17 protein-coding genes, 1 tRNA gene and 1 pseudogene are annotated in these 13,747 nt (G+C 71.6%); 2 read left to right on the forward strand and 17 right to left on the reverse strand.

Annotated elements, in window-relative coordinates; genetic code table 11:
- Positions 1-166: 166 nt before the first annotated feature.
- The gene (locus FIV44_RS10685) at positions 167-1,450 is read left to right on the forward strand and encodes an aspartate aminotransferase type Ic (protein WP_246086913.1); all 1,284 of its coding nucleotides are present in this window, start codon (positions 167-169) and stop codon (positions 1,448-1,450) included.
- Positions 1,451-1,611: 161 nt separating this feature from the next.
- Here the strand turns inward: FIV44_RS10685 and rplA are convergent, their stop codons facing one another.
- From rplA to FIV44_RS10730, 10 genes and pseudogenes are all read right to left on the reverse strand, one after another.
- Entirely contained in the window at positions 1,612-2,325 is a 714-nt protein-coding gene (gene rplA, locus FIV44_RS10690; protein ID WP_141004426.1) for a 50S ribosomal protein L1, read from the reverse strand.
- A 63-nt stretch (positions 2,326-2,388) separates the two neighbouring features.
- Positions 2,389-2,817 carry a 50S ribosomal protein L11 gene (rplK, locus tag FIV44_RS10695; protein ID WP_141004427.1) on the reverse strand — a complete coding sequence of 143 codons (429 nt, stop codon included), beginning with the start codon at positions 2,815-2,817 and terminating at the stop codon, positions 2,389-2,391.
- A gap of 134 nt (positions 2,818-2,951) precedes the next feature.
- Positions 2,952-3,874: pseudogene (nusG, locus tag FIV44_RS10700) on the reverse strand (transcription termination/antitermination protein NusG).
- Positions 3,875-3,921: 47 nt separating this feature from the next.
- Positions 3,922-4,194 carry a preprotein translocase subunit SecE gene (secE, locus tag FIV44_RS10705; RefSeq protein ID WP_141004428.1) on the reverse strand — a complete coding sequence of 91 codons (273 nt, stop codon included), beginning with the start codon at positions 4,192-4,194 and terminating at the stop codon, positions 3,922-3,924.
- A gap of 50 nt (positions 4,195-4,244) precedes the next feature.
- Positions 4,245-4,317 (reverse strand) — tRNA-Trp (locus tag FIV44_RS10710).
- 115 nt (positions 4,318-4,432) lie between these two features.
- Complete coding sequence (locus FIV44_RS31265) at positions 4,433-4,702, reverse strand: hypothetical protein (protein WP_219996388.1); 270 nt, start codon at positions 4,700-4,702, stop codon at positions 4,433-4,435.
- Positions 4,702-5,112, reverse strand: coding sequence for a TetR/AcrR family transcriptional regulator (locus FIV44_RS31270; RefSeq protein ID WP_219996389.1), 411 nt, complete (start codon positions 5,110-5,112; stop codon positions 4,702-4,704). The genes FIV44_RS31265 and FIV44_RS31270 overlap by 1 nt, the downstream gene beginning before the upstream one ends.
- A 10-nt stretch (positions 5,113-5,122) precedes the next feature.
- Positions 5,123-5,542, reverse strand: coding sequence for a hypothetical protein (locus tag FIV44_RS10720; RefSeq protein WP_141004429.1), 420 nt, complete (start codon positions 5,540-5,542; stop codon positions 5,123-5,125).
- A 78-nt stretch (positions 5,543-5,620) separates the two neighbouring features.
- Positions 5,621-6,199 carry a hypothetical protein gene (locus FIV44_RS10725; protein ID WP_141004430.1) on the reverse strand — a complete coding sequence of 193 codons (579 nt, stop codon included), beginning with the start codon at positions 6,197-6,199 and terminating at the stop codon, positions 5,621-5,623.
- Positions 6,196-6,795 carry an RNA polymerase sigma factor gene (locus FIV44_RS10730; RefSeq protein WP_141004431.1) on the reverse strand — a complete coding sequence of 200 codons (600 nt, stop codon included), beginning with the start codon at positions 6,793-6,795 and terminating at the stop codon, positions 6,196-6,198. The genes FIV44_RS10725 and FIV44_RS10730 overlap by 4 nt, the downstream gene beginning before the upstream one ends.
- Before the next feature lie 269 nt (positions 6,796-7,064).
- Here FIV44_RS10730 and FIV44_RS10735 point away from each other — a divergent pair, with 269 nt between their 5' ends.
- Positions 7,065-8,084 (forward strand): adenosine deaminase, encoded by a 1,020-nt coding sequence (locus FIV44_RS10735; protein ID WP_141004432.1) that lies wholly within the window; start codon positions 7,065-7,067, stop codon positions 8,082-8,084.
- 67 nt (positions 8,085-8,151) lie between these two features.
- Here the strand turns inward: FIV44_RS10735 and FIV44_RS10740 are convergent, their stop codons facing one another.
- From FIV44_RS10740 to FIV44_RS10765, 7 genes are all read right to left on the reverse strand, one after another.
- Positions 8,152-9,153, reverse strand: a complete 1,002-nt coding sequence (locus FIV44_RS10740) for a hypothetical protein (protein WP_141004433.1) — start codon at positions 9,151-9,153, stop codon at positions 8,152-8,154.
- A 201-nt stretch (positions 9,154-9,354) separates the two neighbouring features.
- Entirely contained in the window at positions 9,355-10,377 is a 1,023-nt protein-coding gene (locus tag FIV44_RS10745) for a hypothetical protein (RefSeq protein WP_141004434.1), read from the reverse strand.
- A 152-nt stretch (positions 10,378-10,529) separates the two neighbouring features.
- A complete protein-coding gene (locus FIV44_RS10750) occupies positions 10,530-11,585 on the reverse strand; it encodes a hypothetical protein (protein ID WP_141004435.1) in 1,056 nt (351 codons plus the stop codon).
- 161 nt (positions 11,586-11,746) lie between these two features.
- On the reverse strand, positions 11,747-12,595 hold the full coding sequence (locus FIV44_RS10755; RefSeq protein ID WP_342778891.1) for a UDP-N-acetylmuramate dehydrogenase: 849 nt from the start codon (positions 12,593-12,595) through the stop codon (positions 11,747-11,749).
- Positions 12,526-12,789, reverse strand: coding sequence for a hypothetical protein (locus FIV44_RS33540; RefSeq protein WP_342778892.1), 264 nt, complete (start codon positions 12,787-12,789; stop codon positions 12,526-12,528). Before FIV44_RS33540 ends, FIV44_RS10755 begins: the two co-directional genes overlap by 70 nt.
- Positions 12,789-13,190: a MaoC/PaaZ C-terminal domain-containing protein gene (locus FIV44_RS10760; protein WP_141004436.1), complete on the reverse strand. Its 402-nt coding sequence runs from the start codon at positions 13,188-13,190 to the stop codon at positions 12,789-12,791. The genes FIV44_RS33540 and FIV44_RS10760 overlap by 1 nt, the downstream gene beginning before the upstream one ends.
- Positions 13,187-13,585, reverse strand: a complete 399-nt coding sequence (locus FIV44_RS10765) for an FAS1-like dehydratase domain-containing protein (protein WP_141004437.1) — start codon at positions 13,583-13,585, stop codon at positions 13,187-13,189. The genes FIV44_RS10760 and FIV44_RS10765 overlap by 4 nt, the downstream gene beginning before the upstream one ends.
- Positions 13,586-13,747 lie beyond the last annotated feature (162 nt).

The raw sequence follows: 13,747 nt of genomic DNA on the forward strand, positions 1-13,747 counted from the left end.
TGCTGCTCTGATCCCCTGCGCAGGCCGTCCGCCTCTCGGCGGAACCTTCGGTCAGGGCTCGGAGCCCGGACGACCGGCGGTCTTCAGGTTTCACCGAGGAGACTACGGCGAGCACGCGGCGGCAGCCAAATCGCGGGCGGCCCGGGCGGTGCGGCACGATGGTGCCGTGACCACCTCCGTGACGCCGCTGTCCGCCCTGTCCGCCGACGAGCTCGCCGCGCGCCTGACGACCGTGCGCGCCGCCTACGACGAGCTGAAGGCACGCGGCCTGAAGCTCGACCTGACCCGCGGCAAGCCCGGCGCCGACCAGCTCGACCTGTCCGACGCGCTGCTGGGGCTCCCGTCGTCGTACCGCGATCGGTCAGGCACGGACGTCCGCAATTACGGCGGTCTCGAGGGCCTGCTCGAGCTGCGGGAGATCTTCGCCGACCTGCTCGGCGTCGACGTCGCGAATGTCGTCTGCGGGGGCAACTCCAGCCTGACGATGATGCACCAGGTCATCACCGCGATGCTGCTCAAGGGCGGCCCCGACTCGCCGCGGCCGTGGTCGCAGGAGCCGGTCGTGAAGTTCGTCTGCCCGGTGCCCGGCTACGACCGTCACTTCACCATGCTCGCCGAGCTCGGCATCGAGATGGTGACCGTGCCGATGAACGCCGACGGGCCCGACGTCGCCGCCGTCCGGGCGCTGGTCGCCGACGACCCGAGCGTCAAGGGCATGTGGATCGTGCCGACGTACGCCAACCCCACGGGCGCGGTCTGCTCCGCCGAGGTGGCGGCCGAGCTGATGGCGATGCCGACCGCCGCGCCGGACTTCCGGATCCTGTGGGACAACGCCTACGCCGTGCACCACCTCACCGACGACGAGGCCAAGAGCGCCGACGCCCTGGGCCTGGCCGCCGCCTCCGGCCACCCGAACCGGCCGATCATGTTCGCCTCGACCTCGAAGATCACCTTCGCCGGTGCCGGCGTCGCGGCGCTCGCCGCCTCGCCCGAGAACAAGGCGTGGTACCTCCAGCGCCTGAGCTTCGCCGCGATCGGCCCCGACAAGGTCAACCACCTGCGCCACGTCGAGTTCTTCGGCGACGCCGACGGCGTCCGCGCCCACATGCGCAAGCACCGCGACCTGATCGCGCCGAAGTTCGCGGCGGTGGAGGAGGCGCTCTCCTCCCGGCTCGGTGGGCTCGGCATCGCCGAGTGGACCGCCCCCGCCGGCGGCTACTTCGTGAACCTCGACGTCCTCGACGGTACGGCGTCGCGCGTGGTCCAGCTCGCGAAGGAGGCCGGCATCGCGCTGACCCCCGCCGGCTCGGCGTTCCCCCACGGCGACGACCCGAACGACCGCAACATCCGCCTCGCCCCCACCTTCCCCGTCCTCGACGAGGTCCAGGCCGCCATGGCCGGCGTGGCGGTCTGTGTCGAGCTCGCCGCGCTGGAGCAGCTCACGGCCTGAGCGGGTGCAGGAATCGCCGCTTCAGCGGTGATTCCTGCGCTTCTTGCCCGTTGCAACGGGCAAGAAGCGCAGGAGAAGGCCAAGAACTCTCGGACGTACGACGAAGCCCCGGCCACCTTCGCGGCGACCCGGGGCTTCGACGTACTGACGGGGTGCCTGGATCAGGCCTCGTCCTCGACCGCGACGTTCTTGACGCGGTTGGGGTCGACCTGGACGCCGGGGCCCATGGTCGTGGAGACGGTGACCTTCTTCAGGTAGCGGCCCTTGGAGCTGGCCGGCTTGAGCCGCAGCACCTCCTCGAGGGCGGAGGCGTAGTTCTCGGCGAGCTGCTGCTCGGAGAAGGAGGCCTTGCCGATGATGAAGTGCAGGTTGGCGTGGCGGTCGACGCGGAACTCGATCTTGCCGCCCTTGATGTCGGAGACGGCCTTGGCCGGGTCCGGCGTCACGGTGCCGACCTTCGGGTTCGGCATCAGGCCACGGGGACCGAGCACGCGACCGAGGCGGCCGACCTTGCCCATCAGGTCCGGGGTGGCGACGACGGCGTCGAAGTCGGTCCAGCCGCCGGCGACCTTGTCGATCAGCTCGTCGCCACCGACGAAGTCGGCGCCGGCCTCACGGGCGGCCTCGGCCTTGTCGGCGTTCGCGAAGACGAGGACGCGGGCGGTCTTGCCGGTGCCGTGGGGCAGGTTGACGGTGCCGCGGACCATCTGGTCGGCCTTGCGCGGGTCGACGCCCAGGCGCATGACGACGTCGACGGTCTCGTCGAACTTCTTCTTGCTGGCGGCCTTGGCGATCTTGATCGCGGCCAGCGGCGCGTAGAGCTCGTTCTTGTCGAACGTCTCCGCAGCCGCGCGGTAGGTCTTGCTGCGCTGCATGGTGATTCCTTAAGTAGAGGAGGAGGTGTGGTCAGCGGGCCAGCGCGGCCCTTCCACGGCGTTTCAGTCGACGGTGACGCCCATGGAGCGGGCGGTGCCCTCCACGATCTTCATCGCGGCGTCGATGTCGTTGGCGTTCAGGTCGGGGAGCTTCGTCGTGGCGATCTCGCGCACCTGGTCCTTGGTCAGCTTGCCGACCTTCTCCTTGTGCGGGACGCCCGAGCCCTTCTGGAGGCCGGCGGCCTTCTTGATCAGCTCCGCGGCCGGCGGGGTCTTCGTGATGAAGTCGAAGGTCCGGTCCTCGTAGATCGTGATCTCGACCGGGATGACGTTGCCGCGCATGGACTCGGTCTGGGCGTTGTACGCCTTGCAGAAGTCCATGATGTTGACGCCGTGCGGACCGAGCGCGGTACCGACCGGCGGAGCCGGGGTGGCCGAGCCGGCCTGCAGCTGCACCTTGACCAGTGCGGCGATCTTCTTCTTGGGAGGCATTCCTCAATCTCTTTCTTCTCGTGGTCATGACGAGGCGTACGACGCACGCCTCTGCCACCTGCGTCGCCAGGCCGGCCGTCGGACGGACCGGGCAACCCGGACATTCTTCCGCGCCGGGGCGCGGACGGCGAAATTCAGACCCGCTGGATCTGGCTGAAGGAGAGCTCGACCGGGGTCTCGCGGCCGAAGATCTCGACCAGCGCCTTGACCCGCTGGGCCTCGGCATTGATCTCGGTGATCGTCGCGTGGAGCGTGGCGAACGCGCCGTCGACGATGAGGACGGAGTCGTTGAGGCCGAAGTCGGCAACCTCGATCGGCTTCTTGGCCGGCGCGGCGGCGGCCCCGCCGGTGCTGGCCGCGGCGGCCTCCGCCTCGGCGGCGGCCGCGGTGACGACGGCCGGGCCAGCATCTTCTCGACCTCGTCCATGCTCAGCGGCACCGGCTGGTGGCTGTGGCCGACGAAGCCGGTGACCGACGGGGTGTGCCGGACGGCGGCCCACGACTCGTCGGTGAGATCCATCCGGACCAGGACGTAGCCGGGGAGAACGGTGCGCTTGACCATCTTGCGCTGGCCGTTCTTGATCTCGGCGACCTCCTCGGTGGGGACCACGATCTCGTGGATGTAGTCCTCCATGTTGAGGGAGTGGATCCGGTTCTCGAGGTTCTGCTTCACCCGGTTCTCCATGCCGGAGTAGGTGTGCACCACGAACCAGTCGCCGGGCTTGGCCCACAGCTCGCGGCGGAACGCCTCGAGCGGGTCGTCCTCGGCGGCCTCGGGCTCCTCGCCGGCGACCTCATCCTCGGCCGGCTCGGCCTCGGCCTCCTCGTCGAGGTCCTCGTCGAGGTCGGCGTCGTCCTCGACGGCGGCGATCTCGTCGGCACCCTCGACGTCGACGGTCTCGTCGACCTCGACGGTCTGCTCGGCGTCGTCGGCCGCGGCGGTCTCCTCGAGGGCGGTGTCCTCGGCGTCCTCGACGTCGGCGACGTCGTGGGCCGCCTCGGCGAGCGCCTCGTCAGCCTGGGCCGGGTCGTACTGCTCGGACACGTGCTGCTCCATCAGTTGTCGAAAACTTCTTGTCTGCCGACGCGGGGACGCGTCGACGCTCAGATGTCGTCGGCGCCGGTGAAGACCTCGAACGCGAGCTTTCCGAGCGCGAGGTCCAGGGCCGACACCAGGGCGATCATGATGAGAACGAAGACCATCACGACCACGAAGTAGGTGCCGAGCTGCTCCCGGGTCGGCCAGACCACCTTGCGGAGCTCGGCGACGACCTGGCGGTAGAAGGTCACCGGCCCGGTGCGCTTCTCGGACTGCTTGCCGCCCGAGGAGTCCTTGCGACCCCCACGGACTGCCGGAGCATCCGCCACGCTGCTCACCTTCTCCTTCTCAGCGGCCGGCCTCCCGGCCGGCTCGTCGTCATCTCTTGCAGGGCACGAGGGACTTGAACCCCCAACCTTCGGTTTTGGAGACCGATGCTCTGCCAGTTGAGCTAGTGCCCTCCGCGGCCCTCCCGCTCGTCCGCGTCCTGCTTGAGGGCGCGACCGAGCATGTGGAGGATCCACCGGAGAGCACTCTACAGATGCAGCCGGTGCCGACCAAAGTACGGACCGAGTCCTAACTCTCCCCGTTGCCGCTCACCGCGTCCAGGAGGGTGAGTACGTCGTCGACGACGCCGCGCAGCACCGGCAACCGGCTCATCCGGACCAGCCGGTCGACCAGCGGGACGACGCCGCGCACGAGAACGCGGGTGCGCTGCTGGCCCGTGCTGGCGTCGTACACCCAGAACAGGACGACGCCCATCTGCAGCAGCCACAGCAGCTCGGGGAGGCGACCCTCCAGGCGGCGGGAGACCTTCGCGTCGGAGCCCTCCAGCAGGCGGCGCATCAGCGCGACGCTCCCCTCGCGGGCGGGGCGGACTCCGCGCTGAACGGCGAGAGCGGGCTGGCCGGGTCGGCGGCGTTGCGGAAGAACTGCGCGGCGAAGGCGTGGTGCGGCTCCGCGACGGCCAGCCACGCGTCGAGGCTGCCCCGGAGCCGGTCCGCGAAGCCGGACTCGCGGGCGAGCACGTCCTCGACGGCCGCCTCGTGCTCGGCGAGCAGCTCGTCGTAGAACGCCTGGACGAGATGCTCCTTGGAGGCGAAGTAGTAGTACGTGCTGCCGAGCGAGACCCCCGCCTCCTTGGCGACCGCGCGCATGGTCGTGCGGTCGTAGCCCTCCTCGCGGAACAGGCCGAGCGCCGTCGCGAGGATCGCGGCGCGGGTCTGCGCGGCCTTGGGCGTCAGGGAGTCCGGCACGACGGCCAGCCTAGGCTCGCCGGGCCACGGGCGGAGTCGGAGCGGGGTACGGCGGCAGCGGCGGCGCCGGCGGGCGGTACATCTGCTCCATCCGGCTGCGGCGGCGCAGCCGGTTGAACACGTAGACGTTGAGGAAGTGCAGGATCCCGAGGGTCAGCATGACCACGCCGATCTTGACGCTGAGCGTGTCGAAGACGTCCTCGAGCCCGTGCGCGCCGCCGCTGCGCAGGTAGAGCATCACGAAGCCGAGGTTCAGCAGGTAGAAGCCGACGACGAGCAGCCGGTTGACGGCGTCGGCGAGACCCTCGTCGCCGCCGAAGACGTCGGCCAGGAAGACCCGGCCGTTGCGGGCCAGGGTGGTGGCCACCCAGATGGTGAGCGGCACGGTGACGGCGAGGTAGACGACGTACCCGGTGATGGTCCAGCTCATGGCGATCCCTCTCTTGAACACGTTCAAAACCTGACACTACGCAGCGTAGGCCAGGTTTTGAACACGTTCAAGTCTTGCTCAGCAGACGGAGCCCTCCCACTGGACCGCGATCGAGCCCCACCCGTCGGCGTCGCCCCCGGCGGTCTCGATCCGCAGCGGAGCGTCGGCGGCGACCGCAGCCGCCGTCAGCCGGAAGGTCACGCCGTCGGCGGTCAGCTCGACCGCGATCGAGCCGCAGTCGGCCTCTCCCGGCGGTGGGGGCGGCACCTCCTCGCCGTCCTCGCCGCGCGCCTCGAAGGTGGCGCCCTCGGGAGCCTCGTCGACGGCTTCGGGCGCAGGCGGTGGCTCGGCGTCCGCGTCGTAGGTGACGTCGGCGTCGACGCCGTGCTCGGCGAGGGCCCGCTCCAGCCCGTCGGCGTCCTTCAGGCTGGAGATCGACACGACGACGTCGCCGTTGGACTCCTCGTGCACGGCGAAGGCGGGGTCCGGGCTCAGCAGGACGGCGCCCGTGGCGACGGAGCCGGCGGCCAGGACGCCGGCGCCGAGGGCGGCCAGCCGGCGGCGCCCGCGCCTGCGGGGTACGACGGCGCGCTCGGCGACGTGCTGGCGCAGCTCGGTGAGCAGAGTCCGCTCGAATTGGTCGAGGGTGGGTGTCATGACGGAACCTCCGGTGAGAGTGCGGCCTCCACAGCGGGGTGCGGGGACCGCAGGTGGGACTGGACCAGGCGCCGGCTGCGGTGCAGCCGGACCCGCGCGGTGGCCGGCTTCACCCCCAGCACGGCCGCCGCGTCCGTGACGGACAGCCCCTCGACGGCGACGAGCTCCATGAGCGCCCGGTCGCGCGGGCGCAGGGCCTGCAGGGCGTCGTACAGCTGGCGGGTCTCGCGCTCGGCGTCGATCCGCTCCTCGATCCGGGCCACGCTGTCGGGGTCGAGCAGGCGGCGGCCGGCGATCTTGCGTACGGCGGCCCGCTGCCGGCCCTGCCGCCGGAACTCGGCGGCCACGACGTTGCGCGCCACCCCCGTCAGCCAAGCGGCGGGGTTGCCCCGGTCGGGTCGATAGCCCGCTGCGGCGTCGACGGCCGCCACGAACACGTCGGCGGTGAGATCCGCCGCGAGGTGCGGGTCGGCGACCCTCCGAGCGACGAAGCGCTGCACGGTGTCGAGGTGGGTGCGGTAGAACGCCTCGAAGACGTCGGGGTCGTGGCCGATGCGGCGGACGTCGTCCGGGTCATCGGCTCGCTGCTGGTTCATGCCCTCTCTTGGCGCCAGGGGTCCTCGACGTTACAGCCGCGATCCCTAGTAGTGTGTCGCGGCCAAAGCATGGTGTTGGGAGGTGTCCAGGTGCGTGCATCGCAAGGCGGCGTAGCGACGGCATACCGGGTTGTCGGGCAGGAGCGGAGCGACTTCCCGACAACCCGGGGCTCCGCTGGCGTCTTCCGAGCTTCGCCAACGCGGCGAGGTGCGTGCCTGGGCGACTGCCAGCCCGCGTTCTAGCTGCGACGCGCTACTAGGATGGCGGGGTGCGGGATCTCAAGGCGTTGCCCAAGGCGCACCTCCACCTGCACTTCACCGGCTCGATGCGCCACGCCACGCTGCTCGAACTCGCCGCCCGCGACCGGATCCACCTGCCCGACGCGCTGGTCGAGGAGTGGCCGCCCCAGTTGACCGCGGCCGACGAGAAGGGCTGGTTCCGCTTCCAGCGCCTCTACGACGTCGCTCGGTCCGTGCTGCGCACCGAGGCCGACGTACGCCGGCTCGTGCTCGAGGCGGCCGAGGACGACGTCGCCGACGGCGGCCGCTGGCTGGAGATCCAGGTCGACCCGAGCGGGTACGCCGCCCGCTTCGGCGGGATCACCGCCTTCACCGACCTGGTCCTCGACGCGGTCCGCGACGCCTCGGCCCGGACCGGACTCGGCATCGCCGTCGTGATCGCCGCCAATCGGACCCGGCACCCGCTCGACGCGCGCACCCTGGCCCGCCTCGCCAGCCAGTACGTCGACCGCGGGGTCGTCGGCTTCGGCCTGTCCAACGACGAGCGCCGCGGCCGGACCGCCGACTTCGCCCCGGCGTTCGCGATCGCCGAGCGGGCCGGGCTGCTGCTGGCGCCCCACGGTGGCGAGCTGCGCGGGCCTGAGCACATCCGGTTGTGCCTCGACGCGCTGCACGCGGGACGGCTCGGGCACGGCGTACGCGCGGCGGAGGACCCGGACCTGCTCGCCCGGATCGTCGACGCCGGCGTCGCCCTCGAGATCTGCCCCGTCTCGAACGTCGCGCTCGGCGTCTACACCGACCTCACCTCGGTCCCGCTGCCCACGCTGCTCGACGCCGGCGCCACCGTCGCCCTCGGCGCCGACGACCCGCTGCTGTTCGGCTCCCGCCTCGCCGGCCAGTACGCCACCATGCGCGCCGCCCACGAGCTCACCGACGAGCAGCTCGCCGAGCTGGCCCGGATGTCCTTCCGCGCCAGCCGGGCGCCCAAGGACGTCGTCGACGCCGCCCTCGCCGACATCGACGCCTGGCTCGCGTCGTCCCCTGCCTGACCGGCCGGGAACGCACCGCGGGCCCGGCCGGGTCGGCCGGGCCCGCGGTGGTCAGGCGGTCACGCGCTCAGGAGCACGCCAGGTACGACCTGGTCACGGTGACCTTCTTGCCGTTCTTCAGCTTGATCGTCGCCGTCACCTCCGCGGCCGATCCCGGCGCGGCGGGCAGCACGAGGGTGCGCTTCTTCAGCTTCTTGCCCTTGAGCTTGGCGACCTTCGCCCCGTTGACCTTGACCAGCACCTGCTTGGCCTTCTTCTTGGCCTTCTTGGTGATGGCGGCGGAGATGTTGCCCGTCGCGCAGTCACGGGCGCCGAACTGGGCGTAGGCCTTGCCCTTGCCCGAGACGGCCGACCCCGCGCCGACCGGCTGGAGGTCGATGTTCGCCGAGATCGCGAACGAGCCGGTGTTGCGACCGGCCTCACCACCGTAGGCGTCGATCCAGGTCTCGACCGACACGCCGACCGAGCCGGCCGGGAGAAGTGCCGTGACGGTGCCCTGCGACCGCTTCGTGGCCTGCAGGTAGAGACTGCCGTCCGGCAGGTCGATCTCCACGTATCCACCGGTGTAGGCGCCGCCGGTGCCCGTCCCCGTCACGGTGACCGTCGCCCACATCGGCTGCGGCAGGACGAAGTCGCCATCGACGTCGGTCGAAGCGGAGGCATGTCCGTCGCACACCGTTGCCGGGGTGTTCGGGACCGCGGAGGCCGAGACCGAGCCGGTGGCCTTGATGGTCGCCGGGGCGGCGCCCAACGGCGTCGACGACACCGAGGACGTCGCGGACGAGCTCATCGTGGTCACGTCATTGCCGGGGGCCGTGACCGTGCCCGTCTCGGCGTAGCTGTGCGTCACGGTGAGGCCGTTGTCGCTCCATGCCACGTCGGAGGGGCTGCTGCCCGTCGGCGTCGCGACGCAGGAGCCACCGGCGTCGTCATGAACGTCGGCGTAGACGTTGACCCACGCGTTGGACACCGCGGCCTGGGCCGGGGACGGGACACTGGCCAGCCCGGTCGCCGCCAGGGCGCCGAGCGCGAGTCCGACGGCGCTGCGCCGGAACAGAAGTCGCTTCATCAATAGCTCCTCGAGAAAGGGCGACGACGCCTCGGTCCGGCACCGTCAGGGAGTCAACCCGCGACCCTATCCAGCCCCGACCGTCGCGTGAGCGACTTCGCGGTTTCTTTACCTTCCAGCGCGTGGCACCGCCGGTCCGGAGACGCACCGCAGGCCCCGGCCGAGTCGGCCGGGGCCTGCGGTGGTCAGGCGGTCACGCGCTCAGGAGCACGCCAGGTACGACCTGGTCACGGTGACCTTCTTGCCGTTCTTCAGGGTGATCTTCGCCGTCACCTCGGCCGCCGAGGAGGGCGCCGCCGGCAGGACCAGGGCGCGCTTCTTCAGCTTCTTGCCCTTGAGCTTCACGGCCTTCTTGCCGTTGACGCTCACCACGATCTGCTTGGCCTTCTTCTTGGCCTTCTTGGTGATGGCGGCGGTCACGTTGCCCGTCGCGCAGTCGCGAGCGCCGAACTGGGTGTAGGCCTTGCCCTTGCCCGAGATCGCCGAGGCGGAGCCGACCGGCTGGAGCTCGATCTTGAAGGTTCCGCTGTAGCTGGACGTACCCTCGGCAGTGCCCTCAGCGCTGGCGCCGACCGAGGCGTTGAAGGAGAAGTTCACCTCTCCCGGGGAGAGCAGCGCGCTCGCGCTCGCCGTGCCGCGCTTCCCGACGCCCACGTAGGCGCCGCCGTCGGAGCCACCCAGCTGGATGAACCCGCCACCGTTGCCGTTCCCCGAGACGGTGAGGGTGACCCACACCGGCTGGGTCAGGACCAGCTCGCCCTGAGCCCCGCTCTGCGAGCTGACGTAGGTGTCGCAGCGGGTCGTGGCGCCCTGGGAGATGGCCGCCGCGGTCGCCTGGGCCGTCCCGGTGATGGTCGTGGGCGTGCCTCCCCCGGTGAAGGGCGTCGAGGAGACCGTGGCGGATCCGCTCGCGCTCACGTTGACCTTGTCGACCGTGTTGGCGGGATCGGTGTAGGTCCCGGCCATGCTGTAGCCGCGGCTGACGGGGACACCGTTGTCACTCCACGGCGCCGTCTCGTCGGCATCCAGCACACCCGACTCGTCGCAGTCGACCCAGGTGTCCGTGTTGTCGTCGTAGTAGTCCGAGCCCGAGTACGCCGAGCCGCCCACCGTGGCGTAGGCAACCGCAGCGTGCGCCGCCGTCGGGATGCTGGCCAGCCCGGTCGCGGCCAGCGCACCCAGGGCGAGTCCGGCAGCACCGCGCCGGACCAGAAGTCGCTTCATCAATAGCTCCTCAAGAGATCGGCAGCGTCCCCAACGGCGCCGCCCGACGCGACGCTAGCGATCCGCCGCCGACGCGATGGGCGACTTCGCGGTTTCTTTACTTTCGCCCGCCTGGGGTCCGGGGACGAGCGCCCCGGACCCCAGGGCGCCGGTCACCGGCAGGGCAGGTAGGACCTCGTCGCCTGCATCCTGCGGCCGTTCGCCAGGACGATCTTGACCTTCACCTTGGTCACACCCGTGGCCGTGGTCGGCAGCGTCACGGTCCTGGCCTTCGGCTTCCTGCCCTCGAGCTTCTTGCCCTTCAGCACGGCCGCCTTCGCGCCGTCGACCTTGAACGCGACGCGCTTGGCCTTCCTCACGGTCTTCTTGCCGAGCACGACGGACACGTCGCCGCTCGCGCAGTCGCGCTCGCCGAACCGGACCAGCGAGGCACCCTTGCCGGTCGCGGCCGACGCCGAGCCGACGGGCTTCAGGTCGACCGTGAAGGTGCCCGTGTACGACGCGCTGCCGTCGCCCTCGTCCGACGCCACGGCGTACGCGATGCTGGCGAAGGCCACGCCGTACGTGCCGGCCGGGAGCAGGGTGCTCGACACGGCGGAGCCCCGGTTGCCGGCGGACACCACCAGGCCGTCGCCGCCGAGGCCGAAGTAGCCCTCCCACGACGAGCCGAACCCGTCGATATTGCCCACCCCGACGAAGCTGGCGCCCTGCGCCTGGCCCTGGCGCTGCCCCTGGCCGGCGGCGGTCAGGGTCGCCCACATCGGCTGGGTGAGGGTGAAGACGCCCATCGCCTGGGACTGCGCCTGCGAGCGGACGTCGCACGCGGTCGTGGAGCCGCTCGCGAGGGCGGACGCCGACGCGGTGGCGGAGCCGGTGATCGTGGCCGGGCCGCTGCCGAGGGGCGAGGCCGTGATGGAGGTGCTGGTCGAGCTGGTCGCCTGGACGACGTCGCCCTCGCTCCCGGTGAACGTCGCCGAGGCCGAGGTGCTCTTGGTGACCGGCACGTTGTCGTCGGACCAGGGCACGGCGTCCAGGTCGTCCCCGTCGGCGGTGCCCGCGCAGTTCCAGGAGTAGAGGTCGTACTGGCCGCCCAGCTGGGCCTCGTCGACGGCGGCGCGAGCCGGTGACGGGACGGCGGCCAGGCCGACCGCGGCGAGCGCCGCCAGGGTGAGTCCGGCGACGCTGCGGCGGACGAGCTGGTTGTTCATGAGAGATGGGCTCCTCGAGAAGGCGCGACGGCGCACGGGAGCGGCGGCCGTCTACTGAGCGCAGGCTAGGACGCTCGACGCGGCTGTCGGCGAGGGTTCTGCATTTGTCGCCCGCCATGTCACCCGCGGCCGCAGGCGACCGGGCCGGCCCCGGGCCGGCCTCAGAGTGCGCAGCCGACGAGGACCGGCTCGTTGACCAGCTCGATCCCGAAGCGGTCCCACACGCCGGAGCGCACCTCGCGGGCGAGGTCGAGCAGGGCGGCGGTGGTGGCCCCGCCGCGGTTGGTGAGCGCGAGGGTGTGCTTGGTGGACAGCGACACCCGCGACCCGGGCCGGTCGAGGCCGAAGCCCCTGCCGAAGCCGGCGTGCTCGATGAGCCAGGCGGCGCTGGTCTTCACGCTGCCGTCCGGCTGGGGGTACGACGGCGCGCCGGCGGGCACCCCGTCCGGGTCGACGAACGGGTTGGTGAAGAAGGAGCCGGCGCTCCAGGTGTCGTGGTCGGCCGGGTCGAGGACCATGCCCTTGCCGCGGCGCAGCGTCAGCACCGCCTCGCGTACGGCGGCGAGCGGGGCACGCTCCCCCACCGCGACCCCGAGGGTGCGGGCGAGCTCGGCGTACGACACCGGGGCGGACTCCGCGCCGCGGCCGAAGGCGAAGGTCACGTCGAGGACGAGATGGCGGCCGGGGTCGGCCTTGAAGCGCGAGTGGCGGTAGGAGAACCGGCAGTCCTCGCCGGAGAAGACGCGCTCGCCGCGCAGCATCCGGTCCCAGACCCGCACGGACGTGATGGTCTGGGCGACCTCCTGGCCGTAGGCGCCGACGTTCTGGATCGGGGTGGCGCCGGTGGTCCCCGGGATGCCGGACAGCGCCTCGGCGCCGACCCAGCCCTCGGCGACCGCGCGCGCGACGAGGCCGTCCCACGGCTCCCCCGCCGCCACGGTCACCACGACCTGCTCGCCGTCCTGCTCGCCGTCCTCGACGACCCGGACGCCGCCGCCGGCCAGGTGCACGACGGTGCCGGCGAAGCCGTCGTCGGCGACGACCAGGTTGCTGCCGCCCCGACGACGAGCACCGGCTCACCGGCCCGCTCGGCCTCGGAGACCGCGGCGACCAGGGCGTCGGGATCGGGCGCGGCGACGTACCTCCGCGCGGGTCCGCCGAGGCGGAGCGTGGTGAGGTCGGCCAGCGCGGGGTCGGCGGCCATCAGGCGCGGACGAGGACCTTGGGCGCCCCGAGCACCTTGGCGCCGTCGACGGTGATCTCCAGGGCCAGCGGCAGCAGGCCGGCGTCGTTGCGCTCGCCGACGGCGCCGGCGACGGTGACCCGCGCCGCCCCCTCGGCGGGTACGACGACGGGCGCGACGAACTTCGCCCCGAGCTCGACGACCTCCGCGTCGCCGGTCCACGCGGCGACGGCGCGGCCGACCAGCGCGAGGGTGTACATCCCGTGGGCGATCACACCGGGCAGGCCGACCGCGAGCGCGATCTCCTCGTCCTGGTGGATCGGGTTGTGGTCGCCGCTGGCGACGGCGTAGGCGACGAGGTCGGCCCGGGTGATGTCGAAGGTGAGCGGCTCCAGCGCGGCGCCCGGCTGCAGGGCGGTCATGAGGCACCTCCGCGGTGGACGAGGGTCGCGGTCGCCGTACACACGAGGGCGCCGGTGACGTCGGTGATCTCGCTGGACGTGCTCACGATGTCGTTGCCGCCGATCGAGCGGACGCCGGTGACGGTGAGGGTGGCGGTGAGCTCGTCGCCGATGACGACCGGACGCTCGTAGCGGAAGCGCTGGTCGCCGTGGACGATCCGGGACAGCTCGACCTCCTCGGCAGCGAGGAAGTCCTGGAGGGCGGCGAAGGTGACCACGATGGGGAAGGTCGGCGGGACGCTCTCCGTCGCGCCGCCGCCGATGGCCGTGGCGAAGGCCGTGACGGCCTCCGTCGTCACCGGCACCGGCAGGGTGGGCGGGAAGGCACGCCCGACCAGGGACGCGTCGATCGGCATGTGGTCACCCTATCGGGGCGGGTCGGGTCGGCTTGTAACACGTTGTCTGCCCCTCTGGCAGCCGCGTGTCTGCTGTGGCAGCCCCCTGCAGAGGCGCTCGCGCGACGTCTTGCGGCTGGTAGGTGGGCGAACTACGTGTTACAGCGGGCGCGATCCAGCAGC

This window comes from Nocardioides humi (assembly GCF_006494775.1).
Classification (GTDB): domain Bacteria; phylum Actinomycetota; class Actinomycetes; order Propionibacteriales; family Nocardioidaceae; genus Nocardioides; species Nocardioides humi.

Coding starts and splice junctions, on each gene's coding strand:
- FIV44_RS10720 (WP_141004429.1), bottom strand. CDS start 5,542: ATGAGCTGGACCATCACCGGGTACGTCGTCTACCTCGCCGTCACCGTG.
- FIV44_RS10765 (WP_141004437.1), bottom strand. CDS start 13,585: ATGCCGATCGACGCGTCCCTGGTCGGGCGTGCCTTCCCGCCCACCCTG.
- FIV44_RS10745 (WP_141004434.1), bottom strand. CDS start 10,377: ATGAAGCGACTTCTGGTCCGGCGCGGTGCTGCCGGACTCGCCCTGGGT.
- FIV44_RS31265 (WP_219996388.1), bottom strand. CDS start 4,702: ATGCGCCGCCTGCTGGAGGGCTCCGACGCGAAGGTCTCCCGCCGCCTG.
- FIV44_RS33540 (WP_342778892.1), bottom strand. CDS start 12,789: ATGGCCGCCGACCCCGCGCTGGCCGACCTCACCACGCTCCGCCTCGGC.
- rplK (WP_141004427.1), bottom strand. CDS start 2,817: ATGCCTCCCAAGAAGAAGATCGCCGCACTGGTCAAGGTGCAGCTGCAG.
- FIV44_RS10760 (WP_141004436.1), bottom strand. CDS start 13,190: ATGACCGCCCTGCAGCCGGGCGCCGCGCTGGAGCCGCTCACCTTCGAC.
- rplA (WP_141004426.1), bottom strand. CDS start 2,325: ATGCAGCGCAGCAAGACCTACCGCGCGGCTGCGGAGACGTTCGACAAG.
- FIV44_RS10725 (WP_141004430.1), bottom strand. CDS start 6,199: ATGACACCCACCCTCGACCAATTCGAGCGGACTCTGCTCACCGAGCTG.
- FIV44_RS10750 (WP_141004435.1), bottom strand. CDS start 11,585: ATGAACAACCAGCTCGTCCGCCGCAGCGTCGCCGGACTCACCCTGGCG.
- FIV44_RS10740 (WP_141004433.1), bottom strand. CDS start 9,153: ATGAAGCGACTTCTGTTCCGGCGCAGCGCCGTCGGACTCGCGCTCGGC.
- FIV44_RS10730 (WP_141004431.1), bottom strand. CDS start 6,795: ATGAACCAGCAGCGAGCCGATGACCCGGACGACGTCCGCCGCATCGGC.